The following is a 20233-nucleotide window of genomic DNA, read 5'->3' on the forward strand; positions in this document are numbered from 1 at the left end:
AAAATGAGTATCGAATTAACCGCATTACTGCTAGCCTTGATTGCGATGTTAGCAAATGGTGAATACTTTTTAGGTTCATCAATGTTATCCAGACCGTTAGTGACTTGTACCTTAGCTGGTTTAGTCATGGGTGATATCACACAAGGCATTATAATTGGGGCAACGTTGGAATTAGCGTTTGTCGGATCGTTTTCAATCGGTGCATCCATTCCACCGGAAATAATTTCCGGCAGTGTTTTAGGTACCGCTTTTGCCATTGGCGCTGGGAAAAGTACCGAAATCGCCTTAGCACTGGGCATTCCAATTGCATCACTGGTTTTATTAGTCAAAAATTTATGTTTTCTTTTTATTCTTCCTTACTTTGTTCACAAAGCCGATAAATACGCCAGCGAAGGCAACGGCAAAGGTATGGATCGAATGAACATACTTGGTGGTTTCTTTTCAATCAATCTGCCAATTGGTTTAGTGGTTGGATTCTCCTACTTATTCGGTAGTTCAGCGGTCAATGGATTATTAGAAATGATTCCTCGCTTTATTATCGATGGTTTAGGTATTGCCACCGGCTTATTACCGGCGTTCGGTTTTGCTATGTTAATGAAAATTATGATTAAAAAAACCAATGTCACCTTTTTTGTTCTTGGCTTTGCTTTAGCCGTTTATATGAAAGTGCCTGTTACTGGCGTGGCCATTTTTGGTGCCTGCCTAGCACTTATTTTGACCGGTTATTCCTCATTTAATGGAAAAAAAGGCGTAACAGAACAAGACAGTCAGAAGCTAACAACTGGCAACGTTTTAGGTGCACAGGAGATCGATTATGAAAACGAAGAATTCTAAATTAATAACCAATAAAGAATTAACCCGAACTTTTTGGCGCTCTTTCACCGCTGAATGGTCATGGAATTATGAACGGCAAATGAACTTAGGCTATGCCTATGCCATGCGCCCGGCTTTAGATAAAATTTATAGTGATAATCAAGTTGACCTTACCGATGCCTATCAACGCCACTTAGAATTTTATAATGTTACCCCTTGGCTAATTACTTTCCCTTTAGGCATCTGTATTGCTATGGAAGAACAAAATGCCACCGATAGTGAATTTGATAAAAGTTCGATTAATGATGTCAAAATTGCGTTAATGGGGCCGTTGAGTGGTTTAGGTGACTCTTTTTTCTGGGGGACATTACGTGTTATTGCCACCGGCATTGGCACCTCTTTAGCGCTGGAAGGCAATATTTTAGGTCCATTGTTATTCCTGCTTATCTTTAATGTGCCGGCGATTTTAGCACGATATTTTGGCTTATTAATTGGCTATAACATTGGTGCTTCCTTTATTGAAAAAGTGCAAAAAACGGGCTTAATGGATAAATTGTCCTATGGCGCTTCAGTACTCGGGCTCTGTGTGGTCGGGGCAATGGTTGCCACCATGGTGACACTCAATATGCCATTGAAAATAGGTACCGGTGATGATTCGGCATCCTTACAAGATATTTTTGACGGCATTGTGCCACAGATCCTACCGTTACTCTTTACGCTATTTATGTTTGTATTGGTGAGAAAAGGCGTTAAAGCACATTGGATTCTTCTACTCATTGCCGCCATTGGTATTTTCGGTGCCTGGACTGGGTTATTAGGAAGTTGAGGAATTAACAATGAAAAGTATTGCTGATTATGTCGCATTAGAGCCGAAATATTATCAAGCTGTTTTAGATAATTATCAGACGTTATTTGCCGACCATATCGATTTAAGTCAAATAAAACAGCTTAATGCCATTGTCATTTTTGCCACCGGCTCCAGTGCTAATGCTGCTTATGGTGCAAGACCGATAATGAGCGAACTGTTGAAGATTCCTGTCTATATTGAAGATCCTTCAATGGCGGCTAATTACCTACACTATAACGATCCAAATACACTCTATTTTGCCATTTCACAAGGTGGAGAGAGTTATTCAACCATTCATTTAGTTAAGGAATTTATTCACCATAACAAGACGATATATAGCCTGACCAGCAATCCACAAAGTCCTTTGTATCAAGTTAGCAATCACGTTTTATCTATGGGGATGCCGATTGAAGAAATGCCTTATGTCAGTGCCGGTTATAGTATCACTATTTTAGATTTGATCTTAATTAGCCTCATTATTGGACAAAAAACCGAAACCATTAATCAAGCCAAATTTGATGACTATATGAATCAGATTAAAACGATTACCCAATTATTACCACAAGTCATTGAGCGTTCACAAGCTTGGGTTAATCGCCTTGAAGATCAATATACTCTAGCTCAACGGGTAATATTGATCGGTTACGGTGCTACCTACGGGGTTGCAAGGGAAGGAGAAACTAAATTTACCGAAACCGTACGCAACACTGCGTTGGGTAAAGAGCTCGAAGAGTATATGCATGGCCCTTATCTGGGTTTGCATAGCGATGATCAAATCATTTTTATTGAACCGCAAGGAAGACTGGCGCAAAGAGCCGATTCCTTAAAACAATTCTTAAATCAGTATGTGAAAAATGTTGTAACAATTTATGCATATCAACAAGGCAACCGAACACAAAATGACTTATGTCTAGGTATCAGTTGTGATGAGCGATTAACTTCGCTGTTTATGACAATTCCTATTCACTTACTTAGCTATCAAGTATCACAGTTAAAAGGTCACAATCTGGAAAAATCAACATATCCGGAATTTGATGAAATTACTAAATCTAAAATTAAGAGGATTAGAGCATGAGAAAATACGATGAAAAAAAAGAACTCGACAGCATGAATGGCGCATTAGCACTTCGTCCACAAATCAATGAATTTATAGATAAAATTCACTTCCGTGGTTACAGTAATGTGTGCTGGTTAGGTATTGGCGGAACTTACGCTTCATCGATGCAAGCAGTTGTCCATATGAAAGAAAAATCAGCCATTGAAACCTTTATTCAACATGCAGCGGAATATCTGGTTACCGGCAATAAGCGTATAACCAAAGACACCTTAATTATCATCTCATCTGTTACAGGCTCAACCCAAGAGGTCGTTGAGGCTATTAATAAAATTCAACAAGATGTGGGTGCAACAGTTTTAGCCTTTTTAGATAAAGCCGATTCACCATTAGGTAAAATGGCGCACCATGTGATTTCTTACCCAATGAATGAGCAATTAAAATTCTTTATGGCTGCTGATCGCTTAATGTATTTAGCAGGCGAATACCCTGACTATGATGAATTTTATCATCAAATGGATCAACATTTTGCTAAAAATATCGTCGAAGTGGCGAAAAAAGCTGATGCATTCGGGCAAGAAGTCGCATTGAAACATCATAACGATGCTATGCACTATTTTGTCGGCGCTGGCAACCAATGGGGTGCAACTTATTCTCATGCGATGTGCTACTGGGAAGAGCAACACTGGCTACGTTCAAAATCGATCGAGTCTGCTGAATTTTTCCATGGCACATTAGAAGTGATTGACCGTGATACAGCTGTAACTGTTTATGTTGGTGAAGATAGTCAACGTCCATTAAGTGAAAGAGTGGCAAAATTCTTACCGCAAATTTGTGGTAACTACACCATTATTGATACCAAAGACTATCCATTACCGGGTATATCAGAAAAATATCGTGGTCATTTATCACCGTTTGTGTTTAGAACGATAAATAACCGAATTGATGCTTACGTTGAACACTTAAATCGGCACCCAATGACTATTCGTCGCTACTATCGTTGCTTGGATTATTAAGGAGAGCAACAATGGTTGCGGTATTAATCAGTACTCATGGACCTACTGCTCAAAGTCTGATCGTAAGTGCCGAGATGATTTGTGGTAAACAAACCTTATGTGAAGCAGTGCCCTTTTTAATGGGGCAATCGTTAGATGAGTTTCAACAACAGATTGAAAATCATTTAGCAAGCTTTGCTCAACAAGGTGAGGCAATATTGTGTTTGGTGGATTTAAAAGGCGGAACGCCTTTTAACACACTAACCAGATTAATGGCCAATTATCCAAATCTAGAAATTGTTACTGGGGTGAATATACCCATGTTATTGGCAACATTTATGCTAAGAACACAAATGGCGCTAGATGATTTACTATCAGAACTAATGCAAACAGCTCAACAAAGTATTGAGCACTATAATATGGTGTCAATGACGTCATCAATAATAGAAGATGAAGAGTTTTAAGCTGGTCAGATAAATAATCAATTAATTTAACTTTAATAAGGCAAATATATTTTTAACTCAAATAAAATTATATTTGCTTTTATTCATTACTAGTTATACCTTTTTATCTAAGCCTTGAATTATATAGAATTAATAGGTAGGTAAATTTGACTATATCTAAAGAGAAAACATTTATCATAATATTGATTCTCTTGTTAAGTAGTATTTGTTGCTGTTGTACAACTAATAATGAATTAACGTTAAAAAAAATCGAAGCGAACGATAAATACCGTTGGATGGAAAATCAGCCACAGTTAATCAGTAATTGGTTATTATCTGAGTCTGAACGAACCGTCAACATACTAGATGCATTACCATGGTCAAAAACTGTCAGTAAACGATTTAATCAATTAACTGATTTTGGTTCTGAACCTAGAATTTCTGATATTCAATATGTAGGCGATAATTGTTTTTATTTCAAACAAACAGCAGATTATCCGTATAATCGCCTTTTTGTTAGAGATCGCTACAATAATGAAAAATTGTTGATAGATCCTCCTATTGGCTATGGTATATATGATTTTTATCCGTCACGTGATGGGCAATATATTGCTTATAGTATTTATGAAAATGGTGCTGAGATATCATCAATAAAAATTATCAATGTAAAAACTAAATCACATCTTAATGATCATATAACAGGCATATCGGATCCAAGCATTATTTGGTCAAATGATAATTTATCTTTTTTTTATAAAAGAAATGATAAATATCAACAAAATAGCCCAAAATCGGGCACAGAAGAGTTATATTTGCACCATCTAAATACTAAGACAAAAGATGATGTCTTAATCTTTAGTAAAAATCAAATAACGGGTTATGACCCCGTTACCGATCAAAATATAGCCTTATCTTTTTCTAGTAATTGGGCTATTGCGTCTATCTCATCTTCTATATCTGGTTATAGTATCGATTTATACCTTACACATTATGATAATCTTAATAATACTAAAGTTCACTGGCAAAAAATCATCGATAGAAAACAAAAAGTTACCAATTTTATTCTAAAAGATGATTGGTTATATTTAGCTAAATACAATGTGTTGTCTGGTTATACTATTTCGCGCGTGAATTTGAATAAGAATAGCCAATTAGAAGAAAAAATTATGGAATGGCAAAATGGAGATTTGCTCCAATTTGCAGCAAGCAAAGATGCTATTTACTTAGCTTATCATGAGTCAGAAACACCCAAGTTTGTTGCTATTCCTTTTACTGACCCTCATCATGTTAAATTGATTTCTCTTATAAATAGTGAAGAAATAACAGCCATTTTTAGTGATACTGATCGCAAAGAAATATTATTTACTGCTCAAAATTGGACTGTTCCCCCGAAAATATTTACCTATAACCCCGATAATGGATCAATTCAAGATTCAAAAATGATTAATCCCAGTGCTTTTTCGTTTGCAAACTATGAGGCTGAACAACAATGGGTAAAATCAAACGATGGAACACTTGTTCCTATGACGATTATTCATCCTAAGGGGATCAAATATGATGGTACTGCTCCTACATGGTTAACTACCTATGGTGCATATGGTGTAAGTCAGCGCGCTTTTTTTGATGCTACACGTTTAATTTGGCTTGAAAGAGGTGGAATAATTGCAATTGCTCACGTTCGGGGAGGTGGAGAATTAGGCGAAGATTGGCATATTGGCGGTAGCTTAGCTAATAAACAAAACTCAGTTGATGACTTTATAACATGCGCACAATATTTAATTAATCATAATATTACTCAACCATCTAAGCTAGTTATCAGCGGTGAGAGTGCTGGTGGTATTATAATTGGAATGGCATTAGCTAAACATCCTGAACTTTTTGCTGCGGCATCCATTAATGTGGGTATGTTAAATATGAGTCGATTAGATAAAATCGCCATTGGTAAAGCAAACTTTGCTGAGTTTGGCTCGCCATTAAACTTAAAACAGTTAAAGGATTTATCTAAAATAGATGCTTATTTAAATTTAAAAGATTATGTTACGTATCCACCGGTTATGATTTCGGTAGGTTTGAAAGATGAACGTGTAGCTCCATGGCAAAGTGCTAAATTTATCGCTCGTCTTAATGAGATAAACCATACCCAAAAACAGCAGTTATTAGTTGTAGCAGATCAATATGAAGGGCATTTTTTTGATAATTTTCTAAATACAGTCGAGTTTTTTATTTGGAAAACCACGCCAACACCATAATTAAAAAATAGTTAATATTAGAGTTAATATTATTTATGACAATCCTCATCATCAAATAAGTCATTTGGGTGTACTTATCATCGTGAAAAATTATCTGGAAAAGGAATATCAATAAAAACTAGCCAGCAATTTAAATAACGATAGTTTTATATAATTCGCTATTATCTTTTAATACTCTTAAAAAATAATTCTTATCTCACTTGTTTTATGGTGATATTTTGTTTTAATAGTCAATAAAGATTTCTTTATATAACATCTACCGTTGGAAATAAAATATGAAAAATGTTGGTTTTGTTGGTTGGCGTGGAATGGTTGGTTCCGTCCTTATGCAACGTATGGTTGAAGAGCATGATTTTGATTATATCAATCCTGTTTTCTTTTCTACTTCTCAAGCTGGTCAAGCTGCCCCTACCTTTGGTGGTAAAACAGGAACATTACAAAGTGCCGATAATATTGATGCTCTGAAAGCATTAGATATTATAGTGACTTGCCAAGGTGGTGATTATACTTCTGAAATTTATAAAAAATTGCGTGCAACTGGCTGGCAAGGTTACTGGATTGATGCGGCATCAACATTGAGAATGGAAGATGAAGCAATCATTGTTCTTGATCCAGTCAATAAAGCTAATATTCATGCAGCTTTAGATAGAGGTATCAAAACCTTTGTTGGTGGTAACTGTACCGTAAGTTTAATGTTAATGTCGCTTGGTGGATTGTTTGCTGAAAACTTAGTTGATTGGGTATCGGTATCAACTTATCAAGCTGCTTCAGGTGGCGGTGCGCGTCATATGCGTGAATTGCTTACCCAAATGGGCATGTTAAACGCCGAAGTAGCTAAAGAGCTACAAGACCCTAATTCTTCGATCTTAGATATTGAACGGAAAGTGACGCAAAAAATGCGTGATGGTAGTTTACCAACAGATAATTTTGGTGTGCCATTAGCGGGTAGTTTAATCCCTTGGATTGATAAAGCTCTTGATAATGGTCAAAGTAAAGAAGAATGGAAAGGCCAGGCTGAAACGAATAAGATTTTAGGTACTAGCCAAATTATTCCTGTTGATGGACTTTGCGTGCGTATTGGTGCATTACGTTGCCATAGTCAATCATTTACCATCAAACTCAAAAAAGACATCAGTGTGCCAGAAGTTGAAAAACTACTTGCTGCGCATAACGATTGGGTAAAAGTTATCCCTAATGATCGTGATTTATCAATGCGTGAGCTGACTCCAGCAGCTGTTACTGGTACATTAACTACGCCAGTTGGACGTTTACGTAAACTTAATATGGGTAAAGACTATTTATCAGCCTTTACTGTTGGCGACCAGTTATTATGGGGAGCTGCCGAACCATTAAGAAGAATGCTTCGCATCTTAGCTTAATCAAAAAAAGCCCGGTTACCGGGCTTTTTTTGTGATATATGCACATTATAATGTAATATTGTTTTCTAACAATGTCATTAATAATGAACCATTAAATAACGCTTGTTGTATCAATGCAAATGCACCAATTGCTGAACGGTCATTAAGCGATGAACAATTGATAGTAAGATTTTTTCTCAACTCTTCTAAACTTTGTGCGTTTAACGCGCTGTTTACCGCATTTAACAACACTTCTGATGATTTAGTTAATTCACCCGCTAACACAATTCGTTGTGGATTAAAAATATTCACCATCATAGCAACAGCACGACCAAGATTTTCACCAGCATCTTTGACTAACTTAATTGCCAGCTCATCGCCTTGATTCGCATATTTACAAATAGTGGAAATATTACAGTTATCTAAACTTAATTTAGTTGGATAACCTTGCTCAATCATTTGTTTAGCTCGAAACTCGATCGCTTTATTAACTACACGATTTTCCAAACAGCCAAAATTTCCACAATGGCAACGCTCTCCTAACGCATCGATTTGGATGTGTCCAACTTCACAAGCACTTTGATTATGGTTTGTTAATAGTTGCTGATTGACAATTACACCGGATCCCACACCGCGATGTACACGAATCAAAATTGAGTCATCAACATCTTGAGTTGAGCCAAAATAACTTTCGGCTAAAGCTAAACTTTGAATATCATTGCCAATAAAAATCGAAATGTTAAATTTATTACGAAGAGCATCAGCTAGAGGCCAAGCTTTAACTTGAATATGAGGTGTATAACGAATAATCCCGCGAACAGAGTCAATCAAACCTGGTAATACCACTGATATAGCAACAAGATGTTTTATTTTTTTGCTATTTTGCTCTATGAACTGTTCAATTAATGCAATTAAATATTCTTCAGCTGATTCTTGGGTAAACGAGGTTAATGGATAAACTTCAGATACTAAACAGTTAGCACCAAGATCATATAGTTCAATGGTAACATGGGAACGACTTAATTGAATGGCAATAGTCTGATAGTAACCAAATTTTGCTTGTATTGACACAGCCGGACGCCCACCAGTTGATTGCTGTGCATCAACTTCTTTGATTAAATTTTTTTTAATAAGTTGGCGAGTAATTTTGGTTATACTGGCTGGTGCTAATTGACTAATTTCGGCGAGTTGTATCCGTGAAACTGGGGCTTGCTGAACAATCAAACGGTAAATCATAGCGTAATTTAATTGTTTGATTAGCTCAGCATTGCCAACTAGGTGTAGATAATTAAAGGTCATATTTTATCTCAATATTTTCATTAACTATCTAACATTCTAGCGGGTCATTACTCCATTAACAACCGTTTTCACGTTTGAAAAATCACGATTAAAAATAACTAAGTTCGCAATTTTACTTTCACTAATTGTACCAAGTTGTTTATCAACACCAATTGCTTTTGCAGGATAAAGCGTTGCCATTCTTAGAGCTTCATCTAAAGCAATACCAACATATTCAACTGCATTTTTAACTGCTTCAATCATAGTTAATGCTGAACCACCTAAAGTGCCATTTTCATCAACACAACGGCCATCTTTATAATAGATAGTTTTATCAGCAAATACGCCAGAGGTTAGATTAGACCCTGCTAATAACATAGCATCGGTAATCAAAATTAAATGATCTTGTTTAATTTTATGACTATTACGAATATTAGCCCAACTTACGTGTTGACCATCAGCAATAATACCGACATAAACTTCGGGTTCATCATAAATTGCGCCAACAACACCGGGCTCTCGTCCAGTGATATAAGGCATTGCATTAAATAGATGCGTTCCTAAACGGATACCAGCATTAAAACCACGACGACAGTCTTCATAATGACCGTTAGAATGACCGACAGAAACATGAATACCAGCATCAGCTAATTGCTTAATATAGTGAGATTCAACTTTTTCTGGGGCTAACGTAATGATTTTTATGACATCAGCATTTTCACAAAGAAAGTCGATCATTTTTTGTGAAGGTTGGCGGATGTAATTTACATTATGAATACCCTTCTTTTCTGGATTAATGTAAGGGCCTTCAAGATGCAAACCTAATGCCTGGTTTGGATGTTTAGCCAAATACTCACGCATAACGTTTACTGCTTTAATCATAAATTCATCAGTTGATGTGATTAAAGTAGGTAAATAGCTAGTACAACCATAAACTAGATTAGTTTTTTGCATTTTTTCTAATGTCTCGACACTTAACGCATCGAGGGTCTCATTAAATTGTACACCACCACAACCATTGACTTGAATATCAATAAGACCCGGTGCAACAATGGCACTTTGTAAATCTTCAGTAGTGATATTAGCTGGTAGTTCTTCTTGTTTACAAACTTTGGCAATCTTATCGCCGTCAATAATAACGGCGTGATTTTCAAGAATTTCATAACCAGTGTAAATACGACAATTTGTTAATGCGTACATTGAGTTATCCTTTATAAAACGGTCACTTTAAGGTTATCAGCTTCCATTTGTTTAAAATATTTTAGTGTTTTCACTTTAAGATCATCAGTACTTGGCTCATCACAAACAATAATTGATGCTGGATGCATTTGTAATGCGGTAACTGTCCATAAATGATTAACGCATCCTTCAACACCGGCTTGTAACGCTAAACTTTTGTTGTGTCCACAAACTAATAAGATCACTTCCTGTGCATCCATTAATGTTGCAACACCGATCGTTAACGCATGTTTCGGAACTTGTTTGATATCATTATCAAAGAAGCGTGAGTTAGCGATAATTGTGTCTTCAGTCAAAGTTTTAATTCGAGTTCTTGAGCAAAGTGAAGAACCTGGTTCGTTAAATGCAATATGCCCATCTTGACCAACACCACCAACGAAAATATTGATTTTACCGTAAGATTTAATCTTTTCTTCATATTCGCGGCATTCTTGATCGATATCTGGTGCATTACCATTTAATATATGGATATTGTTTTTATCAATATCAATATGGTTGAAGAAATTTTCATACATGAAAGTGTGATAACTTTGAGGGTGATCTTCTGGAAGACCGACATACTCATCCATATTAAAGGTAACAACGTGTTTAAAACTGACTTTACCTGCTTGATATTGTTTGATGAGTTGTTGATACATAACTAGCGGAGAACTACCTGTAGGTAAACCTAATAAAAACGGACGTTCCGCTGTCGGTTTAAATTGATTAATTTTGTTAACAATGCGCTGTGCTACCCAAGCGCCGACTTCTTGCGCATTTACTAAAGGAATAAGTCTCATAAGATACAGCCTCTTCTGATATAATTAAATAAAATCTTTTTTTTTAACGTAAAATATGTTGAGCATATTCTACTATATTAAACTAATTAATCAAAAATAAATCGTGATATAAATCACAAAAAGCAAACATTTAATTTGCGAAGTAAAATAATATAATGTGAAATATAGTTGACTTACTTACATTTACTTAAAGATGTGAAATTTCATTATTTTTTAAGTAACCCAAAATAATAATATGAGGTAAAACTTATGGGAATTTTAGCTTATTTACAACGCATTGGGCGCTCGTTGATGGTGCCTGTGGCAGTATTACCTGCTGCTGCAATTCTTCTTGGTGTTGGTTATTGGATTGATCCTGTTGGTTGGGGAGCAAATAGCAGAGTCGCCGCTTTTTTAATTAAATCTGGTGGGGCCATTATCGATAATATGGCTATACTGTTTGCTATTGGTATCGCATACGGTATGTCTAAAGATAAAGATGGTGCTGCGGCGTTGAGTGGATTGGTTGGTTTTTTGGTTATAACAACTTTATTATCTACAGATACAGTAGCATTATTAACTTCTACACCAAAAGCTGAAGTTTCAAAGGCTTTTGATAAAATCCATCAAAACCAATTCATCGGTATTTTAGTTGGTATAATTTCTGCTGAAATATATAACCGCTTTAGTAATATTGAGTTACATAAGGCATTTGCTTTCTTTAGTGGAAGGCGTCTGGTACCAATTATTGTTTCATTTGTAATGTTATTTGTTTCTTTTGGAATGCTTTATGTTTGGCCACATATTTATGAATTTTTAGTCACATTTGGTAAAGAAATTAAAGGACAAGGTGCAATTGGAGCGGGTATTTATGGGTTCTTTAACCGTTTGTTGATTCCGGTTGGTTTGCATCATGCACTTAATTCTGTATTTTGGTTTAATGTTGCTGAAATTAACGATATCCCTAATTTTTTAGCAGGACAAAATGCAATTGATAGTGGTAAAGCGATTGTTGGTATTACTGGTCGTTATCAAGCTGGTTTCTTCCCAATTATGATGTTTGGTTTACCAGGTGCTGCTTTAGCGATGTATCATACAGCGAAAGAAGGTAATAAAGACAAAACAGCTTCCATTATGTTAGCCGCTTCTTTTGCTGCCTTCTTTACAGGTATTACTGAACCATTAGAATTTGCCTTCATGTTTGTGGCTCCAGTGCTTTATGTTATCCATGCAATTTTAACGGGTATCTCTTTGTTTATTGCAGCAACATTGCAATGGATATCTGGATTTGCCTTTAGTGCTGGTTTACTCGATATGTTACTTTCAAGCCGCAATCCTTTAGCTGTACATTGGTATATGCTTATTCTTCAAGGTGTCGTATTTTTCTTTGTATATTATATTGTGTTCCGTTTTGTTATTGTTAAATTCAATCTTAAAACGCCGGGGCGTGAAGACGATGTGACCGATACTTCAGCTGAAGAGAATGTACCAACTGTGGGCGATACTTCTAAGCTTGCTGAACAATATTTAGTTATCGTTGGTGGTAAAGAAAATCTAACTAATATTGATGCTTGTATCACACGTTTACGTTTGAATGTTCATGATTCAGATTTGGTTGATGAACAAGCAGCTAAAGCACTTGGTGCAATGGCAGTGATAAAACTAGGTAAAACTGGCGTTCAAATTGTTGTTGGTCAACAAGCTGAGAAGATTGCCGATAAAATGAAAAAATTAGTTTAATATCAATTTTATTAAATAAGTTTTATCAATATTCTCCTCGTGGTAGTAATGATAAAAGCCACGAGGATTTTTATTATCTTTGGCAAGCATAGATTTTGTTTATAGAATTATAAAAAAAGTTGAGGAGCGGGGTTTTTGAAGCTAATTAAAAGCGTAAAATAGTGTCTTGATCCGCAAGTAACTGATGAAACTGGGTAATTTCGATTTGTTGGTTAGGAATGTTGAGGGCAATCTGGCTTAAATTCCGCTCATCTAAAGCTGTTTTACAAACATAAACCTCTTCAATGTCATAAAGTTCTAACATATTAAAGGTTGCTATGTAATCTCGCATTAATATCTCTTCTGGATGTTGATTAGGTAAGAGATGAAAAACACCGTCACCCATAAAAAAGACAGAGATGTGATTAAATGTTGATAAAGCTAAAGCCGTATCCAATGCTTCTCGGCCTTTTGCATTGCCGTGTGGTGGAGTACTAATAATAATTGCTACATTTTTCATCTAATCTACCTTTTTAAAATTGTAGAACTCGATCAGAACTTGCTACTGCCTCACTCAACTCACCAAGACCGGTTAGTTCAAAATGTTCAGCAAGGTTTTCTATACTAATTCCTCTTCTTTGTGCTGCTGCCACGCAAACCTTAAGCTTTAAAGCATTTTGTTTTGCTAAGTCTTGCCATGCTTTGACGAGTTCAAATTCATCATTGGCGGGATCAGTAAAATGATTAGCGTTATAGACACCGTCAGCATAAAAAAAGATGCTATTGATTGAATGATTTGTATTTGAAGATAATGTTTGAGCAAATTGATAAGCACAATAAGCAGATTGGGTCCCATAAGCGGGACCCATAATAACCAGCGTATAACTTAATGGTTTCATCAAATTAGTTTGGTGCTTGTACTGGCCGAGCAGTTGGAATAGCTTCTTCGTTGTTATCTTTATCAATACCAAGCAATTCAACTTCAAAAACTAAAGTTGACGCAGGGGTAATATTGGCATTGTCACCTTGGCTTGGGAAGCTTTTATCTTCATAAGCTAATTCTGGTGGGACAACTAATTTAATTCTACCGCCAACACCAATGAGTTGAATTCCTTCAGTCCAACCTTTGATTACACCGTCAAGTGGGAAGGTTGCTGGCTCGTTTCGGTCATAAGAACTATCGAATTTACGACCATCAGTTAAGGTACCAACATAGTGAACGATAACAGTATCTTTGGCAGTTGGGTGAGCTCCAGTACCTTCTTGAATAACTTTATATAATAAACCTGATTTAGTTTTTATTACTCCAGGCTCTTTGGCAAATGCTTCACGGAATTTTTCACCCGCTGCGGTATTTTCAGTTTTTTGCTTTTCAAATCGCGCTTGGCTTTCTTCTTGGATACGTTTACCGAAAGCTTCTAGAATTGTGTTCACTTCTTCTTGATTAAGTTGTGAATCACCTTTCATGGTTTCATTAAATCCGCTGATTAGATATTCTTGGTCTGCTTTTACTTCATTTTGTTCTAAGTTTGATTTTAGGTAGTTAGCAAATGAAGAACCTAGTGCATAAGACTCTTTTTGGGCTTCAGTGGTAATTTTTATTTTATTGTTCAAAGAATCAGCTTTTTCAGTTGAAGTTGAAACTGTGTTTTCAGCTTTATCATCGGTTTTAGCAGGCTCTGCTTTATTTTCTGCTGGTGCAGGCTCTGCTTTATTTTCTGCTGGTGTAGGCTCTGCTTTATTTTCTGCTTGCGCAGGTTCTGCTTTATTTTCTGCTGGTGCAGGTGCTGTTTCGGTAGCATTTGTCGTTGTAGTAGCAGGTGTTTTGTTTTCTTCGGTAGTTTTTTTATCATCACAACCTGCAAGTGCTAATACGATAGCACTACTTATCAATGTCATTTTAATAAATGATTTCATTTCACTCTCCAAGTTAAAAGATCTTTTAGCTAAATATTCACGGTATTATATATGATCTATTATATGATAATATAGTTTTTACGTATCTTTTATCTAATTAATTTATATAAAATTAGCTTTATTTGTTATTGAAAACTGTAAAAACACACAGGAAAATCACTACAGCCTGTAAGTGTTAATAAGATAGTACTGCTTATTAATGTCAATTTAATAAATGAGTTCAATTCACTCTCTAAGCTAAACGACCTTTTAGTTAAATATCAATCGTATTATATGATCTACTATAAGACAAAATATTTTTTAAGCATCTTTTATATAAAATTAGGTTTATTTGTTATTGAAAACTGTAAAAATACACTGAAAAATCACTCCTTGAGTGAAAGTGGTATCCTCAGTTATAATAGATCCAATTTATAGTAAATATTGTATAAGGATAGCTATTTTGACTACCGAACTTAATACCCTTGATATTGAAGAAATCATAAGTTTACTGCCTCATCGTTACCCATTTTTAATGGTTGATCGCGTACTTAGTTATGAAAAAGGCAAAACATTAAAGGCCATTAAAAATGTTACTTTTAATGAACCATTCTTCCAAGGTCACTTTCCAAATAAACCGATTTTCCCTGGTGTATTAATTTTAGAAGCGATGGCGCAAGCGACTGGAATTTTAGCTTTTAAAAGTATTGAAGAGTTATCGCCAGGACAGCTTTATTATTTTGCTTCAATCGATAAAGCGCGTTTTAAACGTCCTGTAGTACCAGGTGACCAAATCGTACTTGATGTTGAATATATTAAAGAGCGTCGTGGTATTGCATTGTTCCATGGTGTTGCAACAGTTGATGGTAAACTGGTTTGTGAAGCCGAAATGATGTGTGCTCGTAAATAATATTGATTTTGAAATATCCCAAATGTATTAAGGAATTGCTATGGCAACGGAAATACACCCAAGTTCAGTAATAGAAAAGGGGGCAAAGATTGGTGATAACGTCAAAATCGGGCCTTTTTGTTATATTGGTGAACATGTTGAAATTGGTGATGGCACTTTTTTAAAATCACATGTTGTCGTTAATGGCCACACCAAAATTGGTCAAAATAATCAAATCTATCAATTTGCTTCAATCGGTGAAGTTAACCAAGATCTAAAATATCGTGGAGAACCAACTCGCACTGAAATTGGTGATCGTAATATGATTCGTGAAAGTGTGACGATTCATCGCGGCACTGTTCAAGGGGGGGAGTTAACGCGTATTGGTAGTGATAATTTATTCATGATTAATGCACACGTTGCTCATGATTGTATTATTGGTAATAATTGTATTTTAGCGAATAATGCAACGCTTGGCGGTCATGTGCAGTTAGACAATCATGTTATTATTGGTGGTATGACAGCTGTACATCAATTTTGTGTTATCGGATCTCACGTAATGGTTGGTGGTTGTTCTGGTGTTGCCCAAGATGTTCCTCCTTATGTTATTGCACAAGGCAATCATGCAACACCACATGGCGTTAACTATGAAGGATTGAAACGTAGAGGTTTTAGTAAAGAAGCACTACAAGCTATTCGTAATACTTACAAAATTCTTTATCGAAATGGGTTAACCCTTGACGATGCCAAAGTTGAAATTGAATCGTTAGCTAAACAGTACCCTGAAGTTCAACTGTTTACTGACTTTTTTGCTCGTTCGACTCGTGGCATTATTCGTTAATGACTGATAAAGCTTTAACTGTAGCACTTGTCGCTGGTGAAACATCTGGTGACATTTTAGGTGCAGGTTTAATTCGTTCTCTCAAAAAACACCATCCAAATATTCAATTTGTTGGAATTGCTGGACCACAAATGCAAGCTGAAGGCTGTAAAGCTTGGTATGAAATGGAAGAGCTGTCTGTGATGGGCATTGTCGAGGTATTAGGTCGATTACGTCGTATTTTAGCTATTCGTCGAGATATCACTAAACGCCTTATTGAACTAAAACCTGATATATTTATTGGTATTGATGCGCCTGATTTTAATCTTTCATTAGAAGGTAAACTCAAACAAGCTGGTATTAAAACTATTCATTATGTGAGCCCATCAGTCTGGGCTTGGAAACAAAAGCGCGTGTTTAAGATTAAACGAAATACTAATCTTATCTTAGCTTTTCTTCCTTTTGAAAAAGCCTTTTACGATAAATTTGATGTTCCTTGTCGTTTTATTGGTCATAAAATGGCTGATGATATTCCTTTAGAACCAGATCAAACCGCAATGCGTCAACAATTAGGTATCCCGCTTGATTGCCAATGCTTAGCACTTTTACCTGGCAGCCGTCATGCTGAAGTGACGTTATTATCTGAGCCTTTTTTAAAGGCGGCTCAATTGCTACGTGACAAATTTCCTGATTTACATATTGTGGTTCCTTTAGCAAATGAGAAAAGGAGACAAGAGTTTGAGCGAATTAAAGCTGAAATCGTACCACAATTTAATGTGCAGTTATTAGATGGTCATGCTCGTGAAGCAATGATTGCCAGTAATGCGGCAATTTTAGCGTCTGGAACGGTTGCTCTTGAATGTATGTTAGCTAAATGCCCAATGGTTGTCGGTTACAAAATGAAAGCTTTTACGTTTTGGTTGGCTAAAAAGTTAATCAAAACGCCTTATGTGTCGTTACCAAATATCTTAGCAGGTAAAGAAATAGTGCCTGAGTTGCTACAACATGATTGTACACCAGAAAATATCGCTAATCATGTTCTTCCTTTTTTAGAAAGTGATAATACCGAATTAAAAGCGACATTTTTAGCTTTGCATAAACAAATTCGTTGTAATGCAGATGAACAAGCAGCACAAGCTGTACTTGATGTATTAGAGGATTCACATTGTTGTTAGAATTTACCTACCCTGATGCCACATTAATTGCCGGAGTTGACGAAGTTGGACGAGGTCCTCTGTGTGGTGATGTTGTTACTGCTGCTGTGATTTTAGATCCAAATAAACCGATAGAGGGATTAACCGATTCTAAAAAGCTGACAGAAAAAAAACGTGAAGCTTTATTTGATATTATCAAGCAAAATGCATTAGCGTGGAGTGTTGCTAGAGCATCAGTCGATGAGATTGATAAGCTTAATATTCTTCATGCCACTATGCTGGCTATGCAACGGGCGGTGTCTGGCTTAAAAATCAAACCCAATTATGTTTTAGTGGATGGCAATCGTTGTCCTGAATTTGGTATTCAAACACAAGCCGTCGTTAAAGGCGATTTACTTGTTGCTGAAATTAGCGCAGCGTCGATTCTTGCGAAAGTGACTCGTGATCGTGAAATGGTTGAATTAGACAAATTGTATCCGCAATATGGATTGGCAAAGCATAAAGGATACCCCACCAAGGATCACCTAATGGCTATAGAATCACACGGTATCAACCATTTGTATCGTAAGAGTTTTGCTCCAATTAAGAGATTGTTACTTATCTAATTCGACCAATGTTGATCTACCGTTATTAATAATGGTGAATTGAATATAGCGACTGGTGAAATAACGGTTTCTTGATAAGGGATCTTATCTCCATAGCGTTCAATTAGTTTTTGTTTAACTGCTGGTGCTGACAGATTAAAATCTTTAATCCTTTGTAATTGTCCAATTTTTAAGTTAAGTGCTTTATTATAAATTTTCCAAACTAGTTCTGAGCAATAAATATACTTATCATCCCAGCCAAACCAAATATCGTAAGGCTTATTTTCAAATGAATGAGCAACTCGTTTTAAATTAGCAATTTCTTTTTGTGATAAAGTGTGATCTTTTAGGCGTTTAATTATATATTTTCTATTTTTTCCTCGATTTACCCATTTATCAAACGGTGTATAGACCACTTTAGATGCTGCTTCAAAGACATAAGGTTTTCCATTTTTAATAAAAATTATTCCCATGTGACTATAAGGTGACTTGGTTGCTAGCTCAATCGCCTTGCTTTGGTTTGATTGAGAAGATTGGAAAATAATATCGCCATCAAGTGGTTGATAATCTGCTGTGGCCGCTGTGTAAGTAGCGAAGAGTAATGTAATAATTAAAATAAAACGCATAATTTTATAATTAAAAAAAAATCAAGGTAATATTATAAAATTATTAGCTAAAATAGCTACTTAAATAAATTTTAAGTAGCTTTTAGGCGTGTTTCAGTCATTAATCCCGATTACTGAAAATAGATGTCGATTTTGTTTTATACATAACTTTACTGGCACGAGCAAAACGAATCGTTTTGAAAATACCTAACAAGCTAGCTTGATGCATTCGATACAACAATCGATGAATAATTAGCGCAAACCATCCCTTTACACCCATTTCACTTTTTCCTGCTATTTTAACCACACCTTGCGCGGTATCATGTAAAGAAATGATTGTGCCATTATCGGTATACTTAAACGATTTTAATGGCTTATTATCTAATATGTTGATAATGTTTTCGTAACAAATTTTTGCCATTTGATGTGCAGCTTGAGCAGTAGGTGGTGAGGCATGGCCATTGTCTTGCATTGCGTAAGCGCAATCGCCGATAACAAAAATATTGTCATCACGAGAAGTTTGCAATGTTGGTTTTACCACCAATTGATTTGAACGACTTGACTCTAATCCAGCAATTTCCTTCAAATAATCAGGAGCTTTAACACCCGCAGTCCAGATCATAATGTCGGCTTTAATAGTATCGCCTTCTTTTGGATAAAATCCATCGCTTTCAGCCTTAGTAATCATGGTCTTGGTTAATACATGAATACCTTGTTTTTCAAGTGTTTTAGTAATACTTGCTGCGGTCTTTTCTGGTAGGGCTGGTAAAATACGATCTGTTGCTTCAATAACCGACACATCTAAAAGATCGGAACACATCTTATTACGACCACAGGCGCCAAATGCTTCCACCATGTGTGGTAGTTCAGAAGCTAACTCAACGCCTGTTGCACCACCGCCTACGATAGCAATTCGAATTTTATCTTCGTCGGTGCTTTGATCATTATCGATAATTGAACAGAAACTGGTGAATTTATTTATTAAGGTTTCTCGCAAGCGAATCGCTGCATTTTGATCGTCTAAAAAGATACAATGTTCTTTAACACCAGGTGTACCAAAATCGTTAGAAGTACTACCAATGGCAATAACTAAAATGTCGTAATCAATAGCGACTGATTCATCTTGATGATTGATAATAGTGATTTGTTTTTGGTCCCGATTAAGGTCAGTAAAGGTACCCTGGGTAAATTCGAAATTATGTTGTTGTCCTTGAGATGCATAATAAATATTATCAACTTGCTCATCAAGTACACCCGTTGCTACTTCATGTAATAATGGTTTCCATAAATGATAACTGTTTTTATCAATTAGGGTAATTTGAGCTTTGTCCGTTTTGCCTAACTTATCACCTAGGTCAGTAGCGAGCTCTAAACCGCCGGCACCACCACCAATAATAATTATTTTTTGCATATTTCAAGCCTTATTATTTCAATTGTAAAATATCATACTAAATAAGTAGGTTTTTATCTATTTCTTTTGACTGATAACATTTATAAATGAAATCTATTAAAATGGAGGTTTACAATTATTG

20 protein-coding genes are annotated in these 20233 nt (G+C 35.8%); 12 read left to right on the forward strand and 8 right to left on the reverse strand.

From position 1 onward, the window contains the following. Positions 1-3: 3 nt before the first annotated feature. From J3U24_RS09290 to asd, 7 genes are all read left to right on the forward strand, one after another. Positions 4-834, forward strand: a complete 831-nt coding sequence (locus J3U24_RS09290) for a PTS mannose/fructose/sorbose/N-acetylgalactosamine transporter subunit IIC (RefSeq protein WP_220225430.1) — start codon at positions 4-6, stop codon at positions 832-834. Next, the gene (locus J3U24_RS09295) at positions 815-1639 is read left to right on the forward strand and encodes a PTS system mannose/fructose/sorbose family transporter subunit IID (RefSeq protein WP_065562742.1); all 825 of its coding nucleotides are present in this window, start codon (positions 815-817) and stop codon (positions 1637-1639) included. The genes J3U24_RS09290 and J3U24_RS09295 overlap by 20 nt, the downstream gene beginning before the upstream one ends. A 10-nt stretch (positions 1640-1649) precedes the next feature. Further along, on the forward strand, positions 1650-2735 hold the full coding sequence (locus J3U24_RS09300; protein ID WP_267337221.1) for an SIS domain-containing protein: 1086 nt from the start codon (positions 1650-1652) through the stop codon (positions 2733-2735). Next, positions 2732-3730: an SIS domain-containing protein gene (locus J3U24_RS09305; protein ID WP_267337222.1), complete on the forward strand. Its 999-nt coding sequence runs from the start codon at positions 2732-2734 to the stop codon at positions 3728-3730. Before J3U24_RS09300 ends, J3U24_RS09305 begins: the two co-directional genes overlap by 4 nt. Positions 3731-3741: 11 nt before the next feature. After that, positions 3742-4173 carry a PTS sugar transporter subunit IIA gene (locus J3U24_RS09310; protein WP_065733663.1) on the forward strand — a complete coding sequence of 144 codons (432 nt, stop codon included), beginning with the start codon at positions 3742-3744 and terminating at the stop codon, positions 4171-4173. A gap of 146 nt (positions 4174-4319) precedes the next feature. Next, positions 4320-6401 (forward strand): prolyl oligopeptidase family serine peptidase, encoded by a 2082-nt coding sequence (locus J3U24_RS09315; protein ID WP_267346996.1) that lies wholly within the window; start codon positions 4320-4322, stop codon positions 6399-6401. A gap of 275 nt (positions 6402-6676) precedes the next feature. After that, positions 6677-7780 (forward strand): aspartate-semialdehyde dehydrogenase, encoded by a 1104-nt coding sequence (asd, locus tag J3U24_RS09320; RefSeq protein WP_065562737.1) that lies wholly within the window; start codon positions 6677-6679, stop codon positions 7778-7780. A 45-nt stretch (positions 7781-7825) separates the two neighbouring features. Here the strand turns inward: asd and J3U24_RS09325 are convergent, their stop codons facing one another. Genes J3U24_RS09325 through nagB form a run of 3 tightly spaced genes read right to left on the reverse strand, consistent with a single transcriptional unit; the run spans position 7826 to position 11055 of the window. Next, complete coding sequence (locus J3U24_RS09325; RefSeq protein ID WP_267330803.1) at positions 7826-9058, reverse strand: ROK family protein; 1233 nt, start codon at positions 9056-9058, stop codon at positions 7826-7828. Positions 9059-9094: 36 nt separating this feature from the next. Beyond that, positions 9095-10237, reverse strand: coding sequence for an N-acetylglucosamine-6-phosphate deacetylase (gene nagA, locus J3U24_RS09330; protein ID WP_220225425.1), 1143 nt, complete (start codon positions 10235-10237; stop codon positions 9095-9097). 11 nt (positions 10238-10248) lie between these two features. Continuing rightward, the gene (gene nagB / locus J3U24_RS09335) at positions 10249-11055 is read right to left on the reverse strand and encodes a glucosamine-6-phosphate deaminase (RefSeq protein WP_065562734.1); all 807 of its coding nucleotides are present in this window, start codon (positions 11053-11055) and stop codon (positions 10249-10251) included. A 249-nt stretch (positions 11056-11304) separates the two neighbouring features. On the opposite strand from nagB, the gene nagE reads away from it, so the two are divergent. Continuing rightward, entirely contained in the window at positions 11305-12774 is a 1470-nt protein-coding gene (gene nagE / locus J3U24_RS09340; protein ID WP_267330801.1) for an N-acetylglucosamine-specific PTS transporter subunit IIBC, read from the forward strand. Positions 12775-12919: 145 nt separating this feature from the next. Here nagE and tusC read toward each other — a convergent pair whose 3' ends face one another. From tusC to fkpA, 3 genes are read right to left on the reverse strand one after another with little or no spacing between them, the layout of a single operon-like run. Further along, a complete protein-coding gene (gene tusC, locus J3U24_RS09345) occupies positions 12920-13273 on the reverse strand; it encodes a sulfurtransferase complex subunit TusC (protein ID WP_267337224.1) in 354 nt (117 codons plus the stop codon). Between the two features lie 13 nt (positions 13274-13286). Further along, positions 13287-13652, reverse strand: a complete 366-nt coding sequence (gene tusD / locus J3U24_RS09350) for a sulfurtransferase complex subunit TusD (protein WP_267330799.1) — start codon at positions 13650-13652, stop codon at positions 13287-13289. A gap of 4 nt (positions 13653-13656) precedes the next feature. Further along, positions 13657-14670: an FKBP-type peptidyl-prolyl cis-trans isomerase gene (gene fkpA, locus J3U24_RS09355; RefSeq protein ID WP_267337225.1), complete on the reverse strand. Its 1014-nt coding sequence runs from the start codon at positions 14668-14670 to the stop codon at positions 13657-13659. A gap of 442 nt (positions 14671-15112) precedes the next feature. On the opposite strand from fkpA, the gene fabZ reads away from it, so the two are divergent. The 4 genes from fabZ to rnhB are packed head-to-tail and all read left to right on the forward strand — an operon-like array spanning position 15113 to position 18117. Then, a complete protein-coding gene (fabZ, locus tag J3U24_RS09360) occupies positions 15113-15559 on the forward strand; it encodes a 3-hydroxyacyl-ACP dehydratase FabZ (RefSeq protein WP_034882348.1) in 447 nt (148 codons plus the stop codon). 40 nt (positions 15560-15599) lie between these two features. Beyond that, positions 15600-16379, forward strand: coding sequence for an acyl-ACP--UDP-N-acetylglucosamine O-acyltransferase (gene lpxA / locus J3U24_RS09365; RefSeq protein WP_065562729.1), 780 nt, complete (start codon positions 15600-15602; stop codon positions 16377-16379). Continuing rightward, on the forward strand, positions 16379-17533 hold the full coding sequence (gene lpxB, locus J3U24_RS09370; RefSeq protein WP_267337226.1) for a lipid-A-disaccharide synthase: 1155 nt from the start codon (positions 16379-16381) through the stop codon (positions 17531-17533). The genes lpxA and lpxB overlap by 1 nt, the downstream gene beginning before the upstream one ends. Continuing rightward, positions 17527-18117 (forward strand): ribonuclease HII, encoded by a 591-nt coding sequence (gene rnhB, locus J3U24_RS09375; protein WP_065733672.1) that lies wholly within the window; start codon positions 17527-17529, stop codon positions 18115-18117. The genes lpxB and rnhB overlap by 7 nt, the downstream gene beginning before the upstream one ends. Here rnhB and J3U24_RS09380 read toward each other — a convergent pair. Continuing rightward, positions 18114-18722 carry a YiiX family permuted papain-like enzyme gene (locus tag J3U24_RS09380; protein ID WP_267337227.1) on the reverse strand — a complete coding sequence of 203 codons (609 nt, stop codon included), beginning with the start codon at positions 18720-18722 and terminating at the stop codon, positions 18114-18116. The genes rnhB and J3U24_RS09380 overlap by 4 nt on opposite strands. A 100-nt stretch (positions 18723-18822) precedes the next feature. Then, on the reverse strand, positions 18823-20112 hold the full coding sequence (locus J3U24_RS09385) for an NAD(P)/FAD-dependent oxidoreductase (RefSeq protein ID WP_065562725.1): 1290 nt from the start codon (positions 20110-20112) through the stop codon (positions 18823-18825). Between the last annotated feature and the right edge of the window lie 121 nt (positions 20113-20233).

It is taken from the genome of Gilliamella sp. B2785 (genome assembly GCF_026537005.1).
Taxonomy (GTDB): Bacteria; Pseudomonadota; Gammaproteobacteria; order Enterobacterales; family Orbaceae; genus Gilliamella; species Gilliamella apicola_E.

Excerpts from the sequence above, each read along its gene's own strand:
- nagE (WP_267330801.1), top strand. The coding sequence starts at position 11,305 with ATGGGAATTTTAGCTTATTTACAACGCATTGGGCGCTCGTTGATGGTG.
- asd (WP_065562737.1), top strand. The coding sequence starts at position 6,677 with ATGAAAAATGTTGGTTTTGTTGGTTGGCGTGGAATGGTTGGTTCCGTC.
- tusD (WP_267330799.1), bottom strand. The coding sequence starts at position 13,652 with ATGAAACCATTAAGTTATACGCTGGTTATTATGGGTCCCGCTTATGGG.
- J3U24_RS09325 (WP_267330803.1), bottom strand. The coding sequence starts at position 9,058 with ATGACCTTTAATTATCTACACCTAGTTGGCAATGCTGAGCTAATCAAA.
- nagB (WP_065562734.1), bottom strand. The coding sequence starts at position 11,055 with ATGAGACTTATTCCTTTAGTAAATGCGCAAGAAGTCGGCGCTTGGGTA.
- J3U24_RS09290 (WP_220225430.1), top strand. The coding sequence starts at position 4 with ATGAGTATCGAATTAACCGCATTACTGCTAGCCTTGATTGCGATGTTA.
- J3U24_RS09305 (WP_267337222.1), top strand. The coding sequence starts at position 2,732 with ATGAGAAAATACGATGAAAAAAAAGAACTCGACAGCATGAATGGCGCA.
- J3U24_RS09295 (WP_065562742.1), top strand. The coding sequence starts at position 815 with ATGAAAACGAAGAATTCTAAATTAATAACCAATAAAGAATTAACCCGA.
- J3U24_RS09385 (WP_065562725.1), bottom strand. The coding sequence starts at position 20,112 with ATGCAAAAAATAATTATTATTGGTGGTGGTGCCGGCGGTTTAGAGCTC.
- J3U24_RS09380 (WP_267337227.1), bottom strand. The coding sequence starts at position 18,722 with ATGCGTTTTATTTTAATTATTACATTACTCTTCGCTACTTACACAGCG.
- J3U24_RS09310 (WP_065733663.1), top strand. The coding sequence starts at position 3,742 with ATGGTTGCGGTATTAATCAGTACTCATGGACCTACTGCTCAAAGTCTG.
- nagA (WP_220225425.1), bottom strand. The coding sequence starts at position 10,237 with ATGTACGCATTAACAAATTGTCGTATTTACACTGGTTATGAAATTCTT.
- lpxB (WP_267337226.1), top strand. The coding sequence starts at position 16,379 with ATGACTGATAAAGCTTTAACTGTAGCACTTGTCGCTGGTGAAACATCT.
- fkpA (WP_267337225.1), bottom strand. The coding sequence starts at position 14,670 with ATGAAATCATTTATTAAAATGACATTGATAAGTAGTGCTATCGTATTA.
- lpxA (WP_065562729.1), top strand. The coding sequence starts at position 15,600 with ATGGCAACGGAAATACACCCAAGTTCAGTAATAGAAAAGGGGGCAAAG.
- tusC (WP_267337224.1), bottom strand. The coding sequence starts at position 13,273 with ATGAAAAATGTAGCAATTATTATTAGTACTCCACCACACGGCAATGCA.
- J3U24_RS09300 (WP_267337221.1), top strand. The coding sequence starts at position 1,650 with ATGAAAAGTATTGCTGATTATGTCGCATTAGAGCCGAAATATTATCAA.